Raw genomic sequence first — 22,787 nt, forward strand, 5'->3', positions numbered from 1 at the left:
GTGCCGCGCCTCAGGCAAACGCCCGGATGACGCGAGACGCAATTTGATCGAGCGGCCGAATCTCGACCGCGGCCTTCATGGCGGCAGCCGCTTTCGGCATGCCATAGACTGCGCTGGTGGCCTGGTCCTGCGCGATGGTGAGGCATCCGCGTTCGCGCAGCGCCTTCAGGCCGCGCGCCCCGTCCTGGCCCATGCCGGTCAGCAGCACGCCGACCGCAATGCCGCGCCAGTGCTGCGCCACGCTATGGAAGAAAACATCGATGGAAGGCCGATACAGGCTTTCCCGGGGGCAGTCGGTGTACCGCAGGGTACCATCCTCGCAAAGCGCCAGATGATCATCCGTGCCCGCGAGCAGCACCTGGCCTGGCAGCGGCGATTCGCCTTCGCGCGCCAGCCTGACCGGCAGCGGCACCTGGTCGTTGAGCCAGTCAGCCATGCCCGCTGCGAACGAGGCGTCCACATGCTGCACCAGCACGATGCCGGCCGGAAAATCCAGGGGAAGATCGCGCAGCAGCTGCGCCAGCGTGGCCGGGCCGCCGGCCGATGCGCCGATGGCAAGGAGGCGCCGGGCGCCGGCGGACGCGGCGGGCTTGCTGACCGGGCTGAGCGCCGGCCGGTTGCCGTAGCGGCCGATCAGCCAGCCGATGTTGCGGATCTTGCGCAACAGCGGCGCCGCCGCCGTGCGCATGTCCGTCGCGCCCACCATGGGCGTGTCCACGGCATCCAGTGCGCCGTGCCCCATGGCATCGAAGACGCGCGAGGTGTGGCCCGCCACGTCGGAGGTCACCACGACGATGGCGCACGGCGTTTCCGCCATGATGCGGCGCGTGGCCTCGACGCCGTCCATGACGGGCATGATGAGGTCCATCAGCACGACATCGGGACGGTCGCGCGCGCATTGCTGCACGGCCTCCAGGCCGTCGGACGCCGTCCAGGCAATCTCCAGCCCGGGTTCCAGCGCGATGACGCGCCGCAGGACTTCGACGGCAAGCGGCATATCGTTGACGATCCCGATTCTCACGTCCGAGCCTTCCCGATGAGGTCTTCCACGGCGTCGAGCAGCGCATCATCGTGAAAGCTGCCCTTGGCCAGATAATAGTCGGCGCCGGCGTCCAGCCCGCGCTGCCGGTCCTCTTCCCGGTCCTTGTACGACACCACCATGACGGGCAGCGCCTGCAGCCTGGGGTCGGCCTTGATGCGCGTCACCAGTTCGATGCCGTCCATCCGCGGCATGTCGACATCGGTCACGATCAGGTCGAAGTCCTCGTTGCGCAACATGTTCCAGCCATCCATGCCGTCCACGGCGACTGCCACATCGAACCCGCGGTTCAGCAGCAGCTTGCGCTCAAGCTCGCGAACCGTCAACGAATCGTCCACTACCAGCACGCGCTTGCGGCGGCGCGCGGCCGCCGCGCCCGACCCGCTGTCGACCCGCGACAGGCGCCCGCCCTCGATAAGCTTCTGGACGGAAACCAGCATGTCCTCGACGTCCAGAATCAGGAGCGGCGTGCCGTCGTCCATCAGCGAGCCGGCCATGACGTCCTGCACCTTGCCCAGCCGGGGGTCCAGCGGCTGCACGACCAGCGTGCGCTCGCCCACGTACCGGTCGACGGCGATGCCGTAGAGGCGGTCATGATCGCCCACCACCACCACGGACAAGGTATCGGCGGCCGGGGCGGCCTCGCCGGCGCGCAGGATCTGCCGCGCCGACACCAGGCCGATCTGCCGCCCCTGGAATCGGAAGTGCTGCTGGCCTTCCAGCTGCTCGATGTCGGTGGCGTCCACCTGCAACGCGTGGCTGACGTAGGCCAGCGGAAATGCGTAGATCTCGTCCTGCACCTCGACCAGCAGGCTGCGCACCACCGACAGCGACAGCGGCATCTCCAGCACGAAACGCGTGCCCCGGCCCTGCTGCTGGTGGACCCGCACGGCGCCGCGCAACTGGCGCACCATCGTCTGCACCACATCCAGCCCCACGCCGCGCCCGGAGATTTCAGTCACCTCGTCGCGCGTGCTGAAGCCCGAGAGGAACAGGAATTCCAGCAGTTCGGCTTCGCTCAGGCGTGCCGCGGTCTCGGCATTGGTCAGCTTGCGTTCGACCACTTCCTCGCGCAGGTGATCCAGCGATATGCCGGAGCCGTCGTCGGCCAGTTCGACCAGCAGCATGCCCGCCGAATGGCGCGCCGACAGTGTGATCAAGCCCTCGGCCGGTTTGCCCGCCTGTTCGCGCTGCGCAGGCGACTCGATGCCGTGGTCCACGGCGTTGCGCAACAGGTGCATGAGCGGCGCATCCAGTTTTTCCAGGATGTCCCGGTCCACCTGCGTGTCTTCGCCCTCGATCTCCAGGCGGACCTGCTTTCCCAGCGAGCGGCCCAGGTCGCGCACCATCCGCGCCATGCCGCCCACGCCGTCGCCAAAGGGCCGCATGCGGCACGCGAGCGCGGTGTCGTACAGCCGCCGCGTCAGGTGGTTCATGCGCCAGCCGAATTCGTCGACTTCGCTAGCGCGCAGCGTCAATTCCCGCTGGCATTGTTCGAGGATGCGGTGGGCATCGTCCAGCGCCGCCTGGCCGCGCGCATCGAGCTGCTGTTCGGCCAGCACGGCGCGTACCCCGTCCAGCGCGTGCGCCGCGCCCGCCTGCAGCCGCCGCAGCCGCAGCATGGCGGCGCTGAAAGGCCCTACCCATTGCGACTCGACCAGCGTTTCGCTGGATAAGCCCAGCAGCTTGTTCAGCGTATCGGCCGTGACTCGCAGCACCCGCTCGCCCTCGCCCGCGCCGCGGTCCGAACTGCGGCGCGCGGGCGGGACCGCGGCGGCCGCGTCCAACACTTGGGGCTTGTCTGCGGGCGCCGGGGCTGCCGGGACGGGCGCGTCTTCCGTCAGAACTATCGGCGGCAGATGGCCGGCCGGCCGGGAAGAACGTGCCACCGCGGCCGGCGTGGCGGGCAGATTGGGCGCGCTGCTCAGCCGCGCCACCAGGTCGCCGATCTCGGCATCCAGCTCCACGCCAGGCGTGGCCACGCGCTGCAGCAAGTCCGTGCCCAGCAGCAAGGCGTCGATGTCGCCGGCCTGCAAACGCAGACGGCCCTCCTGGGCGGCCACAAGGCAGTCTTCCATGGCGTGCGCGATACGCACGGCCGGATGCAGGTCCACGATGCGCGCGGCGCCCTTGAGCGAGTGGGCGGCACGCATGCAGGCCTCGAGCTGCGGCGCGGACGTGGGATTTTTCTCCAGGGCGAGCAGCCCGTCGTTGAGCACCTGCACCTGGGTGCGGGTCTCGATCTGGAACAGTTCGAGCAGCGAGGCATCGCGCATCTGATTGGGATTCACGCGAGGCTCCGTTCCAATGCCTGCATCAGCAGGGTTTCGTCCAGCACGCCCACCGCGCGGCCGCCGCAGCGCGCCACGCCGCGCGAGTACTTCAGGCTGGCGCCCTGCACCGTCGAGGGCAGCGGCTCAAGCGCGTCCAGGTCCACCTCGTGCATGCCCTCCACCTCGTCCACCGGCAGCACCACGGCGCGGCCCGCGCCGCCGAATATCAGCATGCGCGCGGTGGCAGGCCGCTCGCGGGCCTGCGGCGCAGCGGCGTCCAGACCCAACAGGCGCGTCAGCGATACGCAGACGGTCAGCGTGCCGCGCACGTTGGTCATGCCAAGCACGGCGGGATCACGCCGGTGCGGCAGGCTGATGATGCCCCGCGTGCCGGCAACCTCGTCCAGCGATCGCGTCGGCAGGCCTATCCATTCACGATGCAGCCTGAACACCAGAAGCGACGACAGGTTGGCCGCGTGCTTTGGCGGCGCGGCTTCCTCGTCTTCCTGCATGGCGGGCGGCAGACGGTCAAGGATGCGCTTGGCCGCCGCGGCATACACCGGACAGTTGCGGCAATGCACGTGTTCGGCCAGCTGCCCGCAGCTTTTGTCGCCACGGATGCCGATGCGGTTCCAGCAGTCGTCCACGCCAGAAAGCGATGCCATTGCGTCAGTCACGTCGCGCCTCCCCGCGCGCCGCGCGCGCCTGCAGGCGGCGGGCGCCCTCTTGATCCCCGTCCGACGCCACCAGCGCGGCCAGATGCAGCAACGCCTCGCGGTGGTTCGGATCCAGGTAGAGCGCTTTGCGGTAGGCAGCCTGCGCCTGCCGCGACTGACCTTGCGCATCCAGCAGCAAGCCCTGCAGATGCAGGGCCTCGGCGCTGGCGCCATGAATGTCCAGATGCGCCTGGCACTGCGCCATCGCGTCGCGCACCCTGCCCAGGTCGGCCAGCGCGGCGATCTCGCGCAGCGACGCCTGGGCCGCCTGTCCCGCGCCTTGCGCGGACGGCGCGTCGGCCATCGCGGCATGCGGCACGGGTAGCCGGGGCGCGGGCGCCTGCGCCACCGGACGGCGCGGCGGCGTCCAGGCATGCACGAGCGGCCGTTGGCCGGCCAGCGGCGCGCGCGCGGGGGTGGGCAACTCGGCCGGCGCCGGCGCGGGCGTGGCGCGAAATGCAAAGGACCGCGCCAGCGGCACCGCCGGCAGGCGGCGGCCCGTCAGAAGACTGGTTTCGGCGGGGCCCACGAACAGCAAGCCGTCCTCGCGCGCGAACCGGCGGAGCACTTGCACGGCGCGTTCCTGCGTGGCCATGTCGAAGTAGATCAGCAGGTTGCGGCAGAACACGAAGTCATACGGCGCGGCCCCTGCCAGCAGGTTGGGATCGAACAGGTTGCCGGGCTGGAACCGGACCTGCCCGCGCACCCGCCCCGCCAGTTGATGGCCTTCCGGCACTTCGGAAAAATGGCGGTCGCGGAACGCCAGATCGCCCCCGCGAAACGAATTGCGGCCATACACGGCGCGCTGCGCAAATTCGACCATGCGCACGCTGATGTCCACCGCATCCACCTGAAACCGATGCGCCGGCACGCCCGCATCCAGCAGCGCCATCGCAATGGAATACGGCTCTTCGCCGCTGGAACACGGCACGCTCAACACGCGAAGCACGCGGTTCTCGCAGCCCGGCGCAAACAGGCGCTCGCGCGCCAGCGCCGCCATGGCGACTTGGGATTCCGGATAGCGGAAGAACCAGGTCTCCGGAACGATCACGGCTTCGATCAGCTGTTGCATCTCGTCGGGCCAGGCCTGCACGCGCATCAGGTAGTCCTGCTCGTCCTCCACGCCGGCCGCGTGCATGCGATGCCGCACGGCGCGCTCGACGGCCGCCTGGCCGATGGAACCGCTGTCCAGCCCCATGCGGCGCTTGAGCAGCCCGCTGAATTCCTCGATCAGGCTCATGGCTGCGCCTCAGTCATCGAAGCCTCGCCACCAGACGGAAACAACATTGCCCGCACGAAATCGGGCAACAGGTCATCCACGCTGACGGCTTGCACCATGCCGTGCGCGTCGGACAGAACGGGACCCAGATAGCGCGCCTCGGCATTGTCCAGCGCATGCGGCTGAAACGCCGCCGGGTCGTAGTGGACGGTTTCGGTGGCCTGCTCCAGGATCAGGCCAAGCAGGCGCTCGGCGCTGGCGGGACCAGCGCGGTAGCGCACCAGCGCAAGCCGCGTGCTGGTCACCGCGGCGCACGCCCCTGCACCGGCCAGCGCGCTCATGTCGATGACCGGCACCGCCGTGCCGCGGCGCGCCATCATGCCCGCGACCCAGTGCGGCGCGCCCGGCACCTGCTTGAAGACGCGCAGCCCCAGCACTTCGGCGATGTCGGCGGCGTCCAGCGCATAGCGGTCCGCGCCGATCCGGAAAAGCAGATACAGCCGGCGCGCCGGGCCGGCATGGCCCGCGGCGGCACGTGGGCGGACGGCGGAAGCAGTCATGGACGCAATCACACCTTGAAGCGCGACACGCCACTGCGCAGGTCATTGGCCACCAGCGTCAGTTCTTCGATGGCAAGGCTGGACTGCCGCAGCGACTCAACCGTCTGCTGGGCCGCGTCGCTGAGCTGCTGCAAGGCCTGGTTGATCTGTTCGGCGCCGGTGGCCTGGGCCTGCATGCCTTCGTTGACCATCTGCACGCGCGGCGCCAGCGTCTGCACCTGCTGGATGATCTGCGACAGCTGGTCGCCCACCTGCTGCATGTCGGCCATGCCGCGGCGCACTTCCTCGGAAAACTTGTCCATGCCCATCACGCCGGCCGACACCGACGACTGGATCTCGCGCACCATCTGCTCGATGTCGTAGGTGGCCACGGCCGTCTGGTCCGCAAGCCGGCGGATCTCGGTGGCCACCACGACAAACCCGCGGCCGTACTCGCCGGCCTTCTCGGCCTCGATCGCCGCGTTCAGCGACAACAGATTGGTCTGGTCCGCAACCTTGGTGATCGTGGTCACCACCTGCGTGATATTGCCGGCCTTTTCATTCAGCACCGCCAGCTTGGCGTTGACCGAGCCCGCTGCCCCGACGACATTGCGCATCGTGTCTTCCATGCGCGCCAGACCCACCTGGCCGCTGCCCGCCAGCGTGGCCGTCTGCTCGGCCGCACTGGAGACTTCGGTCATGGTGCGCACCAGTTCGCGCGACGTTGCCGAGATCTCCCGCGAGGTGGCGCCGATTTCCGTCGTGGTGGCGGCCACTTCCGACGCGGTGGCCTGCTGCTGCTTGGACGTCGCGGCAATTTCCGTCACCGACGTGGCCACCTGCACGGCCGACCGCTGCGTCCTGCCCACCAGGCCGGTCAGTTCGTCGACCATGCCGTTGAAACCCGTTTCGATGGCGTTGAACTCGTCCTTGCGCGCCAGCTTCAGGCGCCGGGTCAGGTCGCCGCTGCCGGTGGCTTCCAGCGTCTTGACGATGTCGCGCATGGGGTTGGCGATGGCGCGCATGAGCAGGTAGCCGCACACGATCGACGCGGCAATGGCCATCACCAGCGACACCAGCATCCCGGTTTCGGCCGCTTCGACGGATTGCTGAATGCTGACCGCGGCATCGTCCGCCTGCTTCTTGTTTTCGCTCACCATCCTTGCCAGGACGTCGCGCCCCCGGTAGAACGACGGGCGCAGTTCGCTCACGATTCGCGCCTGGGCTCTCGCCGCGTCCGCCGCCACCGCGGGCGACAGGATCTCGGTGCGGATGCGCTTGTACTCCTGCAACTCTTTCTGGAACGCGTCGAACATCTGTTGGTCGTCCTGCCGGGAAATCGTGCGCCGGTAGAACTCGATGTTCTCTTCAAGCTGCTGGTCGTTACGCGGCAGGGTTTCCAGCGCGACACGGCGGTCGGCCTCGGTCGGCGCATTGAACGCGTCCTGCACCACGACGAAGCCGGCGAACCACGACGCCCGGATCGACGTGCTGTAGTAGATGCCCGGCACCGCGTCGTTGTTGATCATCTGGGCTTCTGCTTCGACATGCAGAAGCCGCCGGTAGTCCACCACCACCATCAGCGTCATGATGGCCAGAATGGCCAGGAAACTGACCAGAATTCTTTGGCGGAGCGTCACATTCTTCATACCGGGAGACCTTTGTCCTAAATCGACTCGTCGACGCCCTGCCGGGACGCCCCTGGGTTATTCCCGCGCCGGCCAAGCCGCACCCGGCGCTTTTTACGGGAATATGGGAAATTTCGACAATTATTACAAAGGTGCCGCGCCGCAGCCATGAAAAACGCGGGAAAACGCCAAACATGGCTGTCATGTCGGAAAAAAGCAAAGGTCTCTTACATAAAATCAACCGCGCGTTTGTCTGGACGGTTACATCTGCAGTCAGCCAGCGGCGCGCCACAGCGCGACCGGCGGCCGGTCCTGGACCCAGTCGCGTGCCTTTTCATAGGCGTGCGCCAGTTGCAGCACAGCCAGGTCGCCCTGGGGCGGACCGATCAGCTGCATGCCCATCGGCAGCCCATCGGCATTGAAACCCACCGGCACGCTGATGACGGGACAACCGGCCAGCGTCCAGGGCGTAACGGTTTCCATCCAGCGGTGATACGTGTCCATGGGCCGCCCCGCGATCTCCTTGGGCCAATCCAGATTGACGTCGAACGGAAAGACTTGCGCGGACGGCACCGCCAAAAAGTCCACGTCTTCAAACATGCGCAGCACGGCCTGATACCACGCACTGCGTTCTTCCGTGGCCTGATAGACCTGCCGGGCCGTCATGCCTTCCAACCCCTCGACCTCCCAGATCAGCGCGGGCTTGACCAGCTTTCGCGTGTCGGGATTGTGGACCAGGTCGTGGAACTGCCCGCCCACCATCAGGTGACGGTGCGCCAGCCAGATGCGCCACAGGCGGTCGCCCGCGAACGGCACCCGGTAGGCGTCGACCTGGCAGCCGGCCGTCTCCAGATCCTTCAGCGCCTGCTCGCACAGATCCAGGATGCCCGGCTCCATCGCCAGGTAGCCGTCCCAATCGCCCAGCCAGCCGACCCGCTTGCCCGCAAGGTCCGCGTCCAGCGGCTGCGCGTACTGAGCCGGATCGTCCGTCAGCGACAGCGGCGCGCGCTTGTCGTGGCCGGCGATCACCGACAGCAGCAGGGCCACGTCGCGCGGCGTGCGGCCCATGGGGCCTTCGTAGGAGAGTTGCTTGAGAAAGACTTCGGGCGACGGGCCGGACGGCACTCGGCCGGCGGACGGGCGCATGCCGTACACGTTGCAAAAGGCCGCCGGGTTGCGCAGCGAACCGCCAAAGTCGCTGCCGTCCGCCACGGGCAGCATGCGCGCGGCCAGTGCCGCCGCCGCTCCGCCGCTGCTGCCGCCCGCCGTCTTGGTGGCGTCGTAGGGATTGCCGGTGGCGCCATACACGCGGTTGTAGGTGTGCGAGCCCAGGCCGAACTCCGGCACATTGCTGCGGCCGATGAAGATCGCGCCCGCGGCGCGCATGCGCTCGACCAGGATCGAGTCATGCTGCGTCACCGTGTCCTTGTAGACCAACGAGCCCATCGACGTGACCATGCCGCGCACGGCGGTCAGGTCCTTGGGCGCCTGCGGCATGCCGTGCAGCCACCCCTGCCACTGCCCCGCCGCCAGCTGCGCATCGCGCGCATCGGCTTCGCGCAGCAGCTCGTCGCTGTCGCGGCGCGCGACGATGGCGTTCAGCTTGGGATTGACCTGGTCGATATGCGCCAGATACGCCTGCATCACTTCGCGGCAGGACACCCGGCGGCCACGGATGGCGTCCGACAGCGCATGCGCGGGCATGGCCACGATGTCATTGAGCGGGGCGGAAGTCGGCATGGCTATTCGTCTCCTGGGCGCGCGCCGCGGATCCGCGGGGCGCGCATATTGTCATGGGGCGCGGCGCGGCGGCCGGCCGCGCGCATCGCGACAATACTACGCAAATCGACGGCGCCGCGCCTGGGAAAAGCGCCGGATGTCAGGCGCGGCGCACGCCGCCAAGGTGCCAGCCCGCACGGCTCCATCCTGGCAATTTCCGTCAGGCGGGTCTTAACGATTGGCTCAAGCAACCCTGCCGACAATTGCGCCAGGTCAAACCGCGCGATTCGCCCCCCGTCCTAACATCGCCTCCTGCCATCCCGCCCGGAGATCCTCTTGACCACCACCGCCCCCGACGACATCTGCACCGAAGCCGAAATCCAGGACATGGTCCACACCTTTTACGGCAAGGCGCGCGCCGACGAAGCCCTGGGCCCCATCTTCAATGGCATGGTCCACGACTGGGACGAACACCTGTCCACGCTCTCGGATTTCTGGTCCGCCGTGATTCTGGGCACCCGGCGCTTCACGGGCATGCCCATGCCCAAGCACGCGGCCATGCCCAACCTGAAGGCTGAACTCTTCGAACGCTGGCTGGTCCTTTTTGGCGAAACCACCGACGCCCTGCCCAATCGCGCCCTGGCCGACGCCGCACAGGAAATGGCCAGGCGCATGGCCCGCAGCCTGTGGTACGGCTACCAGTTGTCGCGCGACCCCAACCAGCCGCTGACCGAACTGCGCCCCGCCTGACGCCCTGGAAGGTCAGTCCACCCGCCACCACCCCGGCAACAGCCCGCGCACCTTGGCGCGCCGATAGCGGTCATCGATGAGGTGCACGGTGCCCTCATCGTGTTCGGTCCGGATGACCCGGCCGGCCGCCTGCACCACCTTCTGCATGCCCGGGTACAGGTACGTGTAGTCGTACCCGTTCTCCTCGCCATAGCGCATGTCCATGGCGCGCTTCATGTTCTCGTTCACCGGATTGACCTGCGGCAGGCCCAGCGTCGCAATGAAGGCGCCGATGAGCCGCTTGCCCGGCAGGTCCACGCCTTCCGAGAACGCGCCGCCCAGCACCGCAAACCCCACCCCCTGCCCTGTTTCCGTAAACCGCGCCAGGAAGGCCGCCCGCCCCGGCTCGTCCATGCCCGGCGTCTGCAACCAGATCGGTACCTGCGGATGGCGCTCCCGCATCAGGTCGGCCACGCGCTTCAGGTAATCGAAGCTGCTCAGAAAACCCAGGTAATTGCCGGGCCGCTCGGCGTACTGCCGGGCGATCAGGTCCGCGATGGGCGCCAACGAACGTTCGCGATCGCGAAAGCGCGTGGAGACGTTGCCCACGACGCGCACCGCCAGCTGGTTGGCCTTGAACGGCGCGGCCACATCGATCCACGGGGTGTCCTTGGGCAGGCCCAGCGTGTCCCGGTAGAACTGCTGCGGACTCAGCGTGCCGGAAAACAGCACCGTCGCGTGCGCCGCGGCATGCCGGGCGGCCAGGTACGGCGCGGGAATCACATTGCGCACGCACAGCGTCGAAGGCGGGGTCTTGGCGCTGCTGACGCCGGCGTCGCCAAGCGTCACATCGAATAGCGCGTGCGAGCCGAACTGCTCGGCCAACCGCATGAAATGCAGCGCCTCGAAATAAAACCCCAGCAAGGGGTCGTCCTGTGGCAGCGGCGTCTGGCCGATGAATTCGGTAATGGCGGCCACCGCCTTCTGCACCGCCGTCAGCACGCCGGCCGGCGCGGCATCGTACGCCTGATAGCGTTCGGCCTGCTTCTTGTTCAGCGCGTTCCAGGAACGATGCAGCCCGTCCAGCGACTTCTTGAGCGCCTTGGGCGCCGCGAACCGCGCGGCGGTCAGCCGGTTCTGGTCGAGTTCGCCGGTGTACATGCGCCGCGCACGATCCACCAGGTTATGGGCCTCGTCGACCAGCACGGCCACCTTCCATTGATGCGCCTGCGTCAGCGCGTGCAGCATGGCCGTGGCGTCGTAGTAGTAGTTGTAGTCGCCCACCACCACGTCGCTCCAGCGGATCAGTTCCTGCGACAGGTAGTAGGGACACACGTCGTGCGCAAGCGCGGTGGCGCGTACGGCGGGCGCGTCCAGCCGCGTGTACTCAAGCGCGGCGGCGCGAGCCTGCGGCAGGCGGTCGTAGAAGCCGCGCGCCAGCGGGCAGGAATCGCCATGGCAAGCCAGATCCGGATGCACGCAGCTTTTATCGCGCGCTTGCAGATCCAGAATGCGCAGGCCGGGCGCGGCCGGCTGGGCATTAACGGTTTCCAGCGCCTCTACCGCCAGCCCCCGGCCCGACCCCTTTGCCGCCAGGAAGAACACCTTGTCCAGGCCCGTGCCCGGACTGGCCTTGAGCAGAGGAAAGATCGTGCCCAGCGTCTTGCCGATGCCCGTGGGCGCCTGCGCCATCAGGCAGCGCCCATCGCGCGCCGTGCGGTACACGGCCACCGCCAGATCGCGCTGCCCGGCGCGGAACTCGCCATGCGGAAACGCCAACGTCTCCAGCGCTGCGTCACGCGCCTGCCGGTGCGCGAGTTCGGTCTTGGCCCACGCCAGGAAACGCTCGCATTGCAGCTGGAAGAACGCGGCCAGGTCCGCCGCCTGGTGGGTCTCCACCAGCACGGTCTCTTCCTCGGTCGCCACGTTGTAGTACACCAGCGCCACCCGCACGTCGGCCAGGCCACGCGCCTGGCACAGCAGATGGCCGTACACCTTTGCCTGCGCCCAATGCACCACGCGGTGGTTTTCGCGCACGCTGTCGAACTGCCCGCGGTAGGTCTTGATCTCTTCGAGCTGGTTGGCGGCAGGGTCGTAGCCATCAGCACGCCCGCGCACCAGCAGGTCACCGAACACGCCCGACAGCGACACTTCGGTTTCGTAGTCCGGCCCGCGCCGCCCTGTCACGGCCGCATGGCCAGCCATGCCTTCCAGGCCGCTGGGCACGGGCGTGAAACGCAAGTCCAGATCCCCCGCCCGCGCCGTGAATTCGCACAACGCCCGCACCGCCACCGCATAGCTCATGCGGCCTCCTGCAACCAGCTCACGTGACACACGCGCACCGGCATGCCGTGCGCGACGCAATATTGCAGCCAGCGGATCTGGTTGTCCTGTAGCTTGTCGCCCGGCCCCTTCACCTCGATCAGTTCATAGCGGCGCTCGGCGGGCCAGAAGCGCACCAGATCGGGCAGACCGGTGCGGTTGCCCTTCACGTCGCGCAGCAGCCGCGTGAAGAAAAGCTTCAGGTGCGCGGCCGGCAGGCAATCCAGCGCCTGCGCCAGCAACGCTTCGGACAAGGCGCCCCAGAACACGAACGGCGACTGCAGGCCGGCCTTATCCGCATAACGCTGCAGAATCACGTCCCGGTAAGCCGGCGTGTCAAGGAGGGCCAGGCAGGCCTCGAACTGCGCCTGACGACGGGCATGAAAGTCCGGCGCTTCCAGATCCGCCGGACCGCGTTGGAACGGGTGAAAGAACGCGCCCGGCAGCGGTGCGAACACTGCCGGCCAGCACAGCAATCCGAATAGCGAATTGATCAGCGCGTTCTCGACATAGTGCACCGGCGCGTCGTCGTGATGCAGGTGATCGCGCGTCACGTATTCGACCGCGGACGGCTGCGCCGGGCGGGCCAGCGCCAGCTCCGTGCGCGGCAGGATGGGTGCCGCGGCGCGTGCCGCCGCGCCCTGCCCCAGCCCGCGCCGCAGCCGCGGCATCATGCGTGCCACGCGCTGGCTTTCTTCCTCGCTTTCGGGCGCGCTGGCGGCTTGCTGGGCCAACGCCATGGCGTCTTCGAAGCGCTGCATCCTTTCGTACACGCGGATGCGCCGATGCCGCGCGCCGGGATAGCCGCAGGCCGCGTACACGCGCTGGGCGGCTTCCCAGTCCTGTGCGCGTTCGCAGGCTTGACCAATGCGCAGCAACACCTTGGCGCGGCGCTTTTCCAGCCATGCGTTGCCGCTGATGCACGCCTGCGCCGCCTGCAACAGATCGTCCACCGCCGCGCCCTCGTCCAGCGCCTGGCGGCAGGCGTGCAGCGCCAGATAGCAATCCACGTCAGCCCGCGTCTGGAAGGCCCGCGACGCCGCATCGAACGGCACGGTCTCGTAATGGAACACGCCCAGGTCCGCCAGCACGAACTCCGACCAATCCTGATGCAGATTGCCGAAGAACATGAGGCGCAGGCGTTCGCAACGTTCCGCCACCATCACACGCCAGACGGCTTCAGCGGATTGCGGCGCCCAATCGCAGAATGGCCGGGCTTGCGTCAGATCGGCGCGCAGCGCTTCAAGCATGTCGGCCTTGCGCACGCCCGGCCTGGCCGCCGTGTGCGAGGCGAACACCCGGCAGAGTTCGGGCTTGGTCAACAGCGCGAACAGTTCATCCAGCGACATGGGTGCCCGCGCATCCAGCCACCCCAACGTTTCGAGCGGCCGGGCGGCTGCCTCGACGGCCGGAATCTCTTCGTACACCAGCCGGCTGGCCCGAAACCACGGTCCACGCCGCATCAGCATGCGCACCATCAACGCCTGCGACGCCTGCGGCAACGCCGCGAAGTCCGCCAGAAAGCGGCAATCGTCCTCGTCCAGCAGATCGGCGTAACGGTCCGAGACCCACGCCAGCGCGCGCTGGAAATTGTGCAGATAGTAGTAACGGTGCGGGGGCAACATCGGCGGCGGCCGGTTGGACTGTTTATTTATCCAGTAATCATAGCAGGCCGGCAGTCTTCGCTGAACCGCAGGCCCGGGGCCGTCCGGCATCCCGCCGCCGTCCCAAACTGCCCGCACCGCCTTTCGCGCAGGAAAAACTCGGCAGGTCGGCGGGTCATCAACTCACGCATGAAAAACGGCGCCGGAAAGCCTGAGCTCTCCAGCGCCGTTTGCGTCCCGCCCATCACAAGGCGGGACAGTCCATCACGACATCGTCACATCACTGCGCGCGCACCGGTTGCGGCGCCGCGCCGATCTCCTTGCGGACCTTGGCCACGTCGGACGCGCTGACCGCCGCGCCCTTGTTGCCCCAGCTCGACCGCACGAAGCTCACGACATCGGCAACTTCCTTGTCGGTCATGCGCCAGTCGAAGCCCGGCATCGCGTACGCGGTGGGCGCCGAGGCCGTGCCCGGCATCTGCGCGCCCTTGAGCACGATGTGGATCAGCGAGGCCGGATCGGCCGAGTTGACCGTCGAGCTCAATGCCAGCTGCGGGAACGTTTCGGTATAGCCCTTGCCCGTGCTGCGATGGCAGGCCGCGCAGTTGTTCAGGAAGGCCATCGCGCCGTCGCTCTTGTCCTTGCCGGACCGCAGCGCTTGCGCCACGGTTTCGTCATAGGCCAGCGGCTTGGTCGCGTCCTTGTTCACGGGCGGCAGGCTCTTCAGGTACACCGCGATGGCGTTCAGGTCGTCATCGGTCAGGTGCTGGGTGCTGTCCTCCACCACCTGGGCCATGCCGCCAAACGCCGCCGAATGGCCGTTGCGGCCGGACTTCAGGAAGGTCGCAATGTCCTCCTTGCTCCAGCTGCCCAGGCCGTCGGTCGCGTCGCCGCGCAGGTTCTTGGCCAACCAGCCTTCCACCACGCCGCCCGACAGGAAGGCCGAGCCGTCCGCGTCGGTCAGCGCCTTTTCCTGCAAGGCCACGCCGCGCGGCGTGTGGCAGGTGCTGCAATGGCCCAGGCCCTCGACGAGGTACTGGCCGCGCAGCAGCGCCTGCTTGTCCGCGCCGCTCGTGTTCACCGTGACAGGCGCCGTCGCAACGTCAGGCGCGAACATCCAGCGCCACACCGTCAGCGGCCAGCGCATGGACATCGGCCAGACGATGTCGGTGTCCTTGTTCTCCTGCTTCACGGGCTCGACGCCGTGCATGAAGTAGGCATACAGGGCCTTCACATCCTCGGGCGTGACGTTGGCGTACGCGGTGTACGGCATGGCCGGGTACAGCGAATGTCCGTCTTTGGCCACGCCGTGGCGCACGGCCCGGTCGAAGTCCTCGTACGAATAATTGCCGATGCCCGTTTCCTTGTCCGGCGTGATGTTCGTCGAATAGATCATGCCCAGCGGCGAATCGATGCCCAGGCCGCCGGCAAAGGGCTTGCCGCCCTTGGCCGTGTGGCAGGCGATACAGTCGCCGGCGCGCGACAGGTATTCGCCCTGCTTGATCATCTGCGCGTCGCTGGACGCCGGCGTGCCGTCGGCCGCGAACGCGGCGCTGGCAACGAGGGCCGAGAAGGCCGCAACAATGGTGTGCTTGATCATTGTTCCGTCTCCTTAAGCCTGGACCAGCGGGCCGGGGTTCTTCAGGTACTGGTCGCGAATCGCCTGCGCCGCCCAGTAGGCCAGCGCGCCGACCAGACCGGTCGGGTTGTAGCCCATGTTCTGCGGGAACACGCAGGCGCCCATCACGAACACGTTCGGCACGTCCCAGCTCTGCAGGTACTTGTTGACGACGCTTTCCTTCGGGTTGCTGCCCATGATGGCGCCGCCCGTGTTGTGCGTGCTCTGGTAGACCCGCGTGTCGTAGTGCGAACCCTTCTTGCGCACGCCCACGAAATACTTCTCGGGGTTCATCGCCTTGGCCACGGTCTCCATGCGCTTGCCCATGTAGCCCAGCATGTCGAACTCGTTGTCGTGCCAATCGAACGTCATGCGCAAGAGCGGCTGGCCGTAGGCATCTTTGTAGGTCGGATCCAGCGACAGGTAGGCGTCCCGGTACGACATCACCGAACCCGAAATGCCGATCGTCATGTAACGCTGGTACGCATCCTGCACGCCGGCCTTCCAGGCCGTGCCCCAGGTCGCGGTGCCCGGCGGCGTGGGCGTCTGCTTGATGGGACGGCCCCCCGTGCGCACATGGCGAATGCTGGCGCCGCCCAGGAAACCCAGCGGCCCGTGGTCGAACTGGTCGCCGTTCAGGTCGTCCATGCCCACGCCGCCCGCGCCCGTGCCGACGAAAGGATTGAGCTGCGTGCCCTTGGGCAACAGCACGTTGATCCCACCGTTCATCTGGTAGGCGTAGTTCTTGCCCACCACGCCTTCGTTGGTCTTCGGATCATACGGCTTGCCGATGCCCGACAACAGCAACAGGCGCACGTTGTGCATCTGGTAGGCCGACAGGATCACCAGATCCGCGGGCTGATCGATTTCGTTGCCGTCCGCGTCGATGTACGTTACGCCCACGGCCTTCTTGCCGGTCGAATCCAGATTGACCTTGATGACCTGCGAACGCGTGCGCAGCTCGAAATTCGGCTTCTTCAGCAGCACCGGCAGAATCGTCGTCTGCGGCGAAGCCTTCGAATACATGTAGCAGCCGTAGTTCTCGCAGAACCCGCAGAAATTGCAGGGGCCAAGACGCACGCCGTACGGGTTGGTGTACGGGCCCGACGCGTTGGCGGCCGGCGTGGGATACGGGTTGAAGCCGACTTCGCGCGCGGCCTTCTCGAACAGCGATGCGCCGTGGGTCGTGGCCAGCGGCGGCAGCGGATATTCCTTGCTGCGCTTGCCTTCCAGCGGGTTGCCGCCTTCGACGATCTTGCCGTTCAGGTTGCCGGCCTTGCCCGACGTGCCGCAGACGTATTCGAACTTCGAGAAGTACGGTTCCAGTTCGTCGTACGTCACGCCGAAGTCCTGGATCGTCATGCCTTCCGGAATGAACTTCTTGCCGTAGCGCGTTTCGTAGCGCGTGCGCAGTTCCAGCTCTTCGGGCAGCACGCGGTAGTGCATGCCGTTCCAGTGAAAGCCGGCGCCGCCCACGCCCGTTCCCAGCAGGAACGAACCGTTCTGGCGATACGGCACGGCCACGTCGTCCACGTTGTGGCGGATCGTCACGGTTTCCTTGGACAGGTCCTGGAACAGATAACCGCGCACCGAATACTTCAGCTCGTCGATCACCTTGGGATACTCGGCATCCTTGGGCGTGTCCTGCATGCCGCCGCGCTCCAGCGCCAGCACCTGCAAGCCCGCTTCGGTCAGCTCCTGCCCCAGGATCGCGCCGGTCCAGCCGAACCCGACCAGTACCGCATCCACTTTGTCTTTCTTGATCGCCATGATTTAACCCTTCTCCCCAGAGATCGACACGGGGCCATAGGGGTACTTGACGTTGGGCTGGTCCGCCCAGTCCATGAAGTCGGCGCGCGCGCCGGGAAAGCCCACCATCTTCCAGCCCACCATGCCCTTGTTGCCGCCATAGATCGGGTCGGCGAAAAAGCCTTCCTTCGTGTTGGCAAGCAGGAAGCTGAAGAACGTCTTGGACGGCACGGACTCGAACGCGATCTTGCCGGCCTGCAGGTCCTTCAGGATCTGCTCCTGCAAGGCCTTGTCCAGGTCGGCATACGCCTTGCCGTGCGTCTTCACGCAGAAGGCGTCACAGGCCTTGATGCCGTTGCGATAGACCTGACGGGGATTCTGGTCGAGCTGATAGCCCAGTTCCGGCGCCTGGTCGGTGTGGAACGGCCCGTCCATGTACCACAGCTTGCCGTGGCCAAAGGGCGTATCCATCTGACGATCGATGAACTCGGGCACGCCCGCCGCGATGGCGCCAGGACCGTATTCGTCGGCGGGAATCAGATGATCCACCGCGGCAACGATGAAGGCCCATTCGGCCTTGGTGAAATAGGTGGGCTCGTACGGCTTGGCCGCCTTTGCGGCATTGCCGTCGGCGGCGTTGGTACAGCCGACGGTCAGGCCGCCGACCGCCAGCGTCGACGCTGGCACAATGGCCATCGCCTGCAGAAACCGCCGGCGCGGTTGTGCGTCATCAGTCATGGACATCTCCGTGAATATTCCAAGTTGTCCTAGCGCGCTACCGAACATGCAACCTGGAAACACGAACTGCCCGAGCTAGTGACAACACGCTCTTTTCTTGCTCAAGATCAAGACTGCTCTCTGAAAAGGGACGTAAGAGCAGGTGCGGGCATTATGCGCTTCTGATCCGCTCGTTCGACCGTATCAGATGGAATTTCTTGACGTGGAAAAGTCTTTTGCATTAAGGACAACGTAAGAACATCGAAAATGCATTGCTTTCTGACAGCAAGGTGAACAAAAACCGTCGTCGGCCGTCCAGTACAATCCGCGTTTGGCGACGTTGTGATCGCCCATCTGTCTGGACCCCAAGCATGTTGCGTCTGTCTGAAATCAAGCTGCCGTTGAACCACACGCCCGAGGAACTGCCCGCGGCAATCCTCAAGAAACTGGGCATTCCGGCCAGCGACCTGAACGGCTTCACCATCTTCCTGCGCAGCTACGACGCGCGCAAGAAGCACAACATCCTGCTCATCTATGCGCTGGATGTCGACGTGGCCAACGAAGCCGCAATCCTTGAGCGCTTTCACGACGACCGCAACGTCAAGCCCTCTCCCGACACCGAATACAAATTCGTCGCCCAGGCACCCACCACCCTCGCCAAGCGCCCCATCGTCATCGGCACCGGTCCCTGTGGCCTCTTTGCCGGCCTGGTCCTGGCGCAGATGGGGTTCAAGCCCATCATCCTGGAACGCGGCAAGGCCGTGCGCGAACGCACCAAGGACACCTGGGGCCTGTGGCGCAAGCGCATCCTGAATCCCGATTCCAACGTTCAATTCGGCGAAGGCGGCGCGGGCACGTTCTCGGACGGCAAGCTCTACAGCCAGATCAAGGATCCCAAGCACTACGGCGAGAAGGTCCTGAAGGAATTCGTTCTGGCCGGCGCGCCCGAGGAAATCCTTTACGTCAGCAAGCCCCACATCGGCACATTCCGCCTGGTCGGCATGGTCGAAGTCATGCGCGACACCATCACCAAGCTGGGCGGCGAAGTCCGCTTCTCCAGCCGGGTTGAAACCCTGCACCGCGAGAACGGCAAGGTCACCGGCGTCACGTTGGCGAGCGGCGAACACATCGAAGCCGACCACGTCGTCCTGGCCATCGGCCACAGTGCCCGCGACACCTTCCAGATGCTGCTGGACCAGGGCGTCTTCATGGAAGCCAAGCCCTTCTCCATCGGCTTTCGGATCGAACACCCGCAATCGCTCATCGACCGCGCGCGCTTCGGCCCCAACGCCGGCCATCCGATCCTGGGCGCCGCCGACTACAAGCTGGTGCATCACGCCAGCAACGGCCGCTCCGTCTACAGCTTCTGCATGTGCCCCGGCGGCACCGTCGTCGCGGCCACGTCAGAGCCCAACCGCGTCGTCACCAACGGCATGAGCCAGTATTCGCGCAACGAGCGCAATGCGAACGCCGGCATCGTCGTGGGGATTTCGCCTGAGGTCGACTATCCGGAGCACGTGCTGGCTGGCGTCGACTTTCAGCGCAAGTGGGAATCGCAGGCATTTGAGCTGGGCGGCCGCGACTACAGCGCGCCGGGGCAGTTGGTGGGCGACTTTCTGGAAGGCCGGGCCTCGACGGAATTCGGTAAGGTGGTGCCCTCTTACACGCCTGGCGTTCATTTGACCGACCTGGCCACCGCCCTGCCCGACTTCGCCATCACCGCCATTCGCGAGGCGTTGCCGGCGTTCGACAAGACCATCAAGGGCTTCAACATGCCCGACGCCGTGCTGACGGGCGTCGAAACCCGCACGTCTTCGCCTATCCGCATCAAGCGCGATAACGACACGCTGCAGAGCATCAACACGCAGGGCTTGTTCCCGGCCGGTGAGGGCGCGGGTTACGCGGGCGGGATTCTGTCGGCAGGGGTCGATGGGATCAAGATCGCCGAGGCGGTGGCGTTGAGCATCATGGGCCGTCAGGGATAAAGGTCCAGGGATAAACGCAGATAGCCACTGACGCCCAGCGCACTCGCCGGGCGTCAGTGGCGATCACAAATCCGCCGCGTCCCGCAGATCCACCCCATCCAGGTCCGCTGCGCATAGCGCGTCGTACATCACGCGGTCGCAAACCGGGTCGATCGACATCCGCGTCTGGCAAAAAATGTGCGCATCGCCGATTTGCTCCTTTCGAAAGACAAGATTGGCGCCGCCCACGATGCTGTAGTACAGCTCGTCTTTGCCCGTCAGGAAGTTCCGGTCGTACTTCTTCTTGACCCGCGACGCTTCCACATCCAGCGCATCAAGCGTTCGCATCACATTGCAAAAATAATATTGCGGGCCCGGCGAGCCGTCGGCCTGCGTGTAGTCGCAAGCGCTGAATACAAAGGCCTCGGGATCGACCGATTCGAATACCCGCCTCAACGGCCCCGAGACGATCCAGATGCCGGCCCACTGCTCGAATTGCCGAGGCGCCCCGCCCTGCTCCGGCACATGGACGATGTGCGGCCGTTCGCAGTATTGGGAAGGATCGCCGTTGGGCGGATCCATCGTGTACATGCCGGGCCGAATCAGCTTTTCCTCGTTGGCGATCAGAAGGCCCGGGCCAATGCCATCACGCCAAAGGCCCGCGCCAAGGACGAAGTATTTCCCCTTCTGCGATTCAAACGTCATCACTTGAGCATTCTCCGGGGCAGATCCAAGGCTCACCATCGTAACGCCAACGCACTCATTCAGATGGCCGCGTCTGCGTCAGCCCCGTGGGCGGCCCATCAATTGCCGTCCACCCTGCATCCACCGCCAGGCTACTACCAGAGATATAGCTCGCGGCATCCGACGCCAGAAACGCCACCGCAGCGCCCACCTCGGACGGCTGTCCCCAGCGGTTCAGCACCGTATGGCCGGCGTACGTGTTGTAGATGTCGGGACGTTCCTTCAGCGGCTCGGTCAGACGGGTCTCGATGATGCTGGGCATCACTGCGTTGACGCGCACGCCGTGGGGGCCGACCTCCGCCGCGAACGCCTTGACCATCTGCTCGATGCCTGCCTTCGTGGCAGCGTAAATGCCCAGGCCGGGCTCGATCGTCACGGCACGCATCGACGAACACAGGATCATGCTGCCCGCGCCCTGCTTCATCATCGGCCGTCCGAAGTGGCGCATGAAGTGAAACGCGCCGCGAAGATTCAGGTTCACCACCTGATCGAACTCGTCTTCCGTGTAATCGACGATGAGCGTGCGGATGTTCAGCGCGGGCGTTGCCACCGCGATGTCGACCCTCTTTTGCTCGTCCACAACCCTGGCGGCCAACTGCGCGATGGACCCGCCGTTGGCCGCATCGGTCTGCATCCAACCGGCCGCGCCGCCGCCGTCGATGATCTGCTGCGCGGTGGCTTGCGCGCCAAGTTCGTCGCGGTCCGCGCACATCACATAGGCTCCCATCGCGCCCAGCGCGTGCGCCGACGCCTGACCGATGCCGGAAGCGGCGCCCAGGACGACGGCGATTTTTCCTTGAAGACTGAAGAGTTGCGGATAGTTGGTCATGAACGCTTTGAAAACGGTTTAAATGGCAACCCGTCTAGCTGCGGGCGCTTGGCGATTATCCTGGCATGACTGAACCGCTGACTATCGCAACCATATGACAGATCACTGCGAGGCCACGCGAACCGCGCTGCCTCGAGGATTTGCGCCACCGATAAACGTCGAGGCGTAAAAAAACCGGCGTCTGCCGGTTTGGTTGGAATTAGCGCGCCATACCGATCTGCAGCACCGACGGGTCGCGCTGCATGTACCGGTTCATGATCTGGCTCAGAATCGGGTTGCCCGCGTTCTCCGCCTTCGGCGCCGTCAGGCTGATCACGGCCGCGCACAGCTTGCCCGCCTGAACGGTGCGCCCCTTCACATCGGCCTGTACCGTCGCCGCCATGGCCTTTTTCCAGGCCGCGGCAACCCCATCGACCGCCTGCTGCGCAACGCCGCAATCCGAGTAGGACAGCGAAAGCACCACCGCAGGCACGTCCTTGACCTGCACGTCCGCAATGATGCCGCCAAAGTAAGGCGGAATGCCTTCGTTGCTGGATGCCGCAGCCGCTTGAAGCTTCTGCTTTGCACCCTCCAAGTCGGCCGGCGATGCCATCAGCACCTTTGCCGGATCCACCCCTTGCAAGCCAAAGACCGGCGAGATGACAGCCGCCTGCACGATCCGCCCGCCATCCGAAGGTACGGATTCCTTCAGGCCGGCAATGGAAGCCGCCACGATCTCGCTGTCCGCAACGGAAGGCTTGGGCTGAGACAACGCCTTCATTCCCGAGGGCGCCGCTGCCTGCACCAACGCCGTATCCAGCGGCAAGACAAACGTCGGCATACCCATCGTGCCCCGCCAAGGCTGCTGCCCCGTGGCTTTGGTCAGATCGGGTTTATTGGGCTCGCCGTTTGCCATCAGGCCGGCCACATCGCCCTCCACGGGCTTGAAGTCTGCCTGCTTCAGACGATCGGCAAACTTTGCCGCCGATTGTTTGTCCTTCAGCCCCCAGTAGGTGACATTGCTGGGCGACTGGCCGAAGCTTGCAAAATAGGACAAATCATTGAGAGGTATATGCGCGCTGTCGGACCATTTATCCAGACCGTAGCCAATGGATTGCAGCGGCGTGATCGCCTGCGCGATGGACAACCGGCGCATCGCATCGGCGGTGGGCCCATCTTTTTCAAGGCCGCGCCACGCCTGCACATCAAGGAAGGATATCTGTATCGCTTCAGGGGCACTCAACACCACCTGCGGTACTTGCTTCAAGGCCTGTTGCAAGGTTTGCGTGCTGTCCTGTGCTGCCAACGACGTACCGCAAACAGTCATCAAGCCAAATGCAAGGGCCTTTAAGCGCATCCGATATCTCCTGTGGGGTGGTGCTCAACTAAGCTCGGGGAG

General features: G+C 65.9%; 17 protein-coding genes. 2 read left to right on the top strand and 15 right to left on the bottom strand.

From position 1 onward, the window contains the following. Positions 1-10: 10 nt before the first annotated feature. The 7 genes from V6V88_RS15315 to V6V88_RS15345 all read right to left on the bottom strand — a co-directional run bounded on the left by V6V88_RS15315 (position 11) and on the right by V6V88_RS15345 (position 9,154). Positions 11-1,021 (bottom strand): chemotaxis response regulator protein-glutamate methylesterase, encoded by a 1,011-nt coding sequence (locus V6V88_RS15315; RefSeq protein ID WP_056318132.1) that lies wholly within the window; start codon positions 1,019-1,021, stop codon positions 11-13. Continuing rightward, complete coding sequence (locus V6V88_RS15320) at positions 1,018-3,330, bottom strand: hybrid sensor histidine kinase/response regulator (protein ID WP_338615484.1); 2,313 nt, start codon at positions 3,328-3,330, stop codon at positions 1,018-1,020. Before V6V88_RS15320 ends, V6V88_RS15315 begins: the two co-directional genes overlap by 4 nt. Beyond that, a complete protein-coding gene (locus tag V6V88_RS15325; protein WP_222119279.1) occupies positions 3,327-3,989 on the bottom strand; it encodes a chemotaxis protein CheW in 663 nt (220 codons plus the stop codon). The genes V6V88_RS15320 and V6V88_RS15325 overlap by 4 nt, the downstream gene beginning before the upstream one ends. After that, the gene (locus tag V6V88_RS15330) at positions 3,982-5,268 is read right to left on the bottom strand and encodes a CheR family methyltransferase (RefSeq protein WP_081101041.1); all 1,287 of its coding nucleotides are present in this window, start codon (positions 5,266-5,268) and stop codon (positions 3,982-3,984) included. Before V6V88_RS15330 ends, V6V88_RS15325 begins: the two co-directional genes overlap by 8 nt. Continuing rightward, positions 5,265-5,807, bottom strand: coding sequence for a chemotaxis protein CheW (locus tag V6V88_RS15335; RefSeq protein WP_062841025.1), 543 nt, complete (start codon positions 5,805-5,807; stop codon positions 5,265-5,267). The genes V6V88_RS15330 and V6V88_RS15335 overlap by 4 nt, the downstream gene beginning before the upstream one ends. Positions 5,808-5,815: 8 nt before the next feature. Then, on the bottom strand, positions 5,816-7,435 hold the full coding sequence (locus tag V6V88_RS15340) for a methyl-accepting chemotaxis protein (protein WP_223575877.1): 1,620 nt from the start codon (positions 7,433-7,435) through the stop codon (positions 5,816-5,818). Positions 7,436-7,687: 252 nt separating this feature from the next. Next, entirely contained in the window at positions 7,688-9,154 is a 1,467-nt protein-coding gene (locus tag V6V88_RS15345) for an amidase (RefSeq protein WP_223575878.1), read from the bottom strand. Between the two features lie 366 nt (positions 9,155-9,520). Here V6V88_RS15345 and V6V88_RS15350 point away from each other — a divergent pair, with 366 nt between their 5' ends. After that, complete coding sequence (locus V6V88_RS15350) at positions 9,521-9,883, top strand: group III truncated hemoglobin (protein ID WP_062841103.1); 363 nt, start codon at positions 9,521-9,523, stop codon at positions 9,881-9,883. A 12-nt stretch (positions 9,884-9,895) separates the two neighbouring features. On the opposite strand, the gene V6V88_RS15355 is transcribed toward V6V88_RS15350, so the two are convergent. From V6V88_RS15355 to V6V88_RS15375, 5 genes are all read right to left on the bottom strand, one after another. Next, the gene (locus V6V88_RS15355; RefSeq protein ID WP_338615491.1) at positions 9,896-12,166 is read right to left on the bottom strand and encodes an ATP-dependent DNA helicase; all 2,271 of its coding nucleotides are present in this window, start codon (positions 12,164-12,166) and stop codon (positions 9,896-9,898) included. Further along, positions 12,163-13,809, bottom strand: a complete 1,647-nt coding sequence (locus V6V88_RS15360) for a VRR-NUC domain-containing protein (RefSeq protein ID WP_338615493.1) — start codon at positions 13,807-13,809, stop codon at positions 12,163-12,165. Before V6V88_RS15360 ends, V6V88_RS15355 begins: the two co-directional genes overlap by 4 nt. A gap of 259 nt (positions 13,810-14,068) precedes the next feature. Further along, complete coding sequence (locus tag V6V88_RS15365) at positions 14,069-15,388, bottom strand: cytochrome c (RefSeq protein WP_062841031.1); 1,320 nt, start codon at positions 15,386-15,388, stop codon at positions 14,069-14,071. A 12-nt stretch (positions 15,389-15,400) separates the two neighbouring features. Continuing rightward, positions 15,401-17,176: a GMC family oxidoreductase gene (locus V6V88_RS15370; protein ID WP_223575882.1), complete on the bottom strand. Its 1,776-nt coding sequence runs from the start codon at positions 17,174-17,176 to the stop codon at positions 15,401-15,403. 3 nt (positions 17,177-17,179) lie between these two features. Beyond that, positions 17,180-17,893, bottom strand: coding sequence for a gluconate 2-dehydrogenase subunit 3 family protein (locus V6V88_RS15375; RefSeq protein ID WP_338615496.1), 714 nt, complete (start codon positions 17,891-17,893; stop codon positions 17,180-17,182). Positions 17,894-18,243: 350 nt separating this feature from the next. On the opposite strand from V6V88_RS15375, the gene V6V88_RS15380 reads away from it, so the two are divergent. Beyond that, the gene (locus tag V6V88_RS15380; RefSeq protein ID WP_223575884.1) at positions 18,244-19,857 is read left to right on the top strand and encodes an NAD(P)/FAD-dependent oxidoreductase; all 1,614 of its coding nucleotides are present in this window, start codon (positions 18,244-18,246) and stop codon (positions 19,855-19,857) included. A gap of 63 nt (positions 19,858-19,920) precedes the next feature. Here the strand turns inward: V6V88_RS15380 and V6V88_RS15385 are convergent, their stop codons facing one another. The 3 genes from V6V88_RS15385 to V6V88_RS15395 all read right to left on the bottom strand — a co-directional run bounded on the left by V6V88_RS15385 (position 19,921) and on the right by V6V88_RS15395 (position 22,745). After that, complete coding sequence (locus V6V88_RS15385; RefSeq protein ID WP_338619618.1) at positions 19,921-20,541, bottom strand: DUF1629 domain-containing protein; 621 nt, start codon at positions 20,539-20,541, stop codon at positions 19,921-19,923. Between the two features lie 55 nt (positions 20,542-20,596). Beyond that, on the bottom strand, positions 20,597-21,409 hold the full coding sequence (locus V6V88_RS15390) for an SDR family NAD(P)-dependent oxidoreductase (protein ID WP_338615499.1): 813 nt from the start codon (positions 21,407-21,409) through the stop codon (positions 20,597-20,599). A 199-nt stretch (positions 21,410-21,608) separates the two neighbouring features. Then, the gene (locus V6V88_RS15395; protein ID WP_338615501.1) at positions 21,609-22,745 is read right to left on the bottom strand and encodes a hypothetical protein; all 1,137 of its coding nucleotides are present in this window, start codon (positions 22,743-22,745) and stop codon (positions 21,609-21,611) included. Positions 22,746-22,787 lie beyond the last annotated feature (42 nt).

Origin of the sequence: Achromobacter sp. E1, assembly GCF_037039475.1 — a bacterium.
Classification (GTDB): Bacteria; Pseudomonadota; Gammaproteobacteria; order Burkholderiales; family Burkholderiaceae_B; genus Achromobacter; species Achromobacter mucicolens.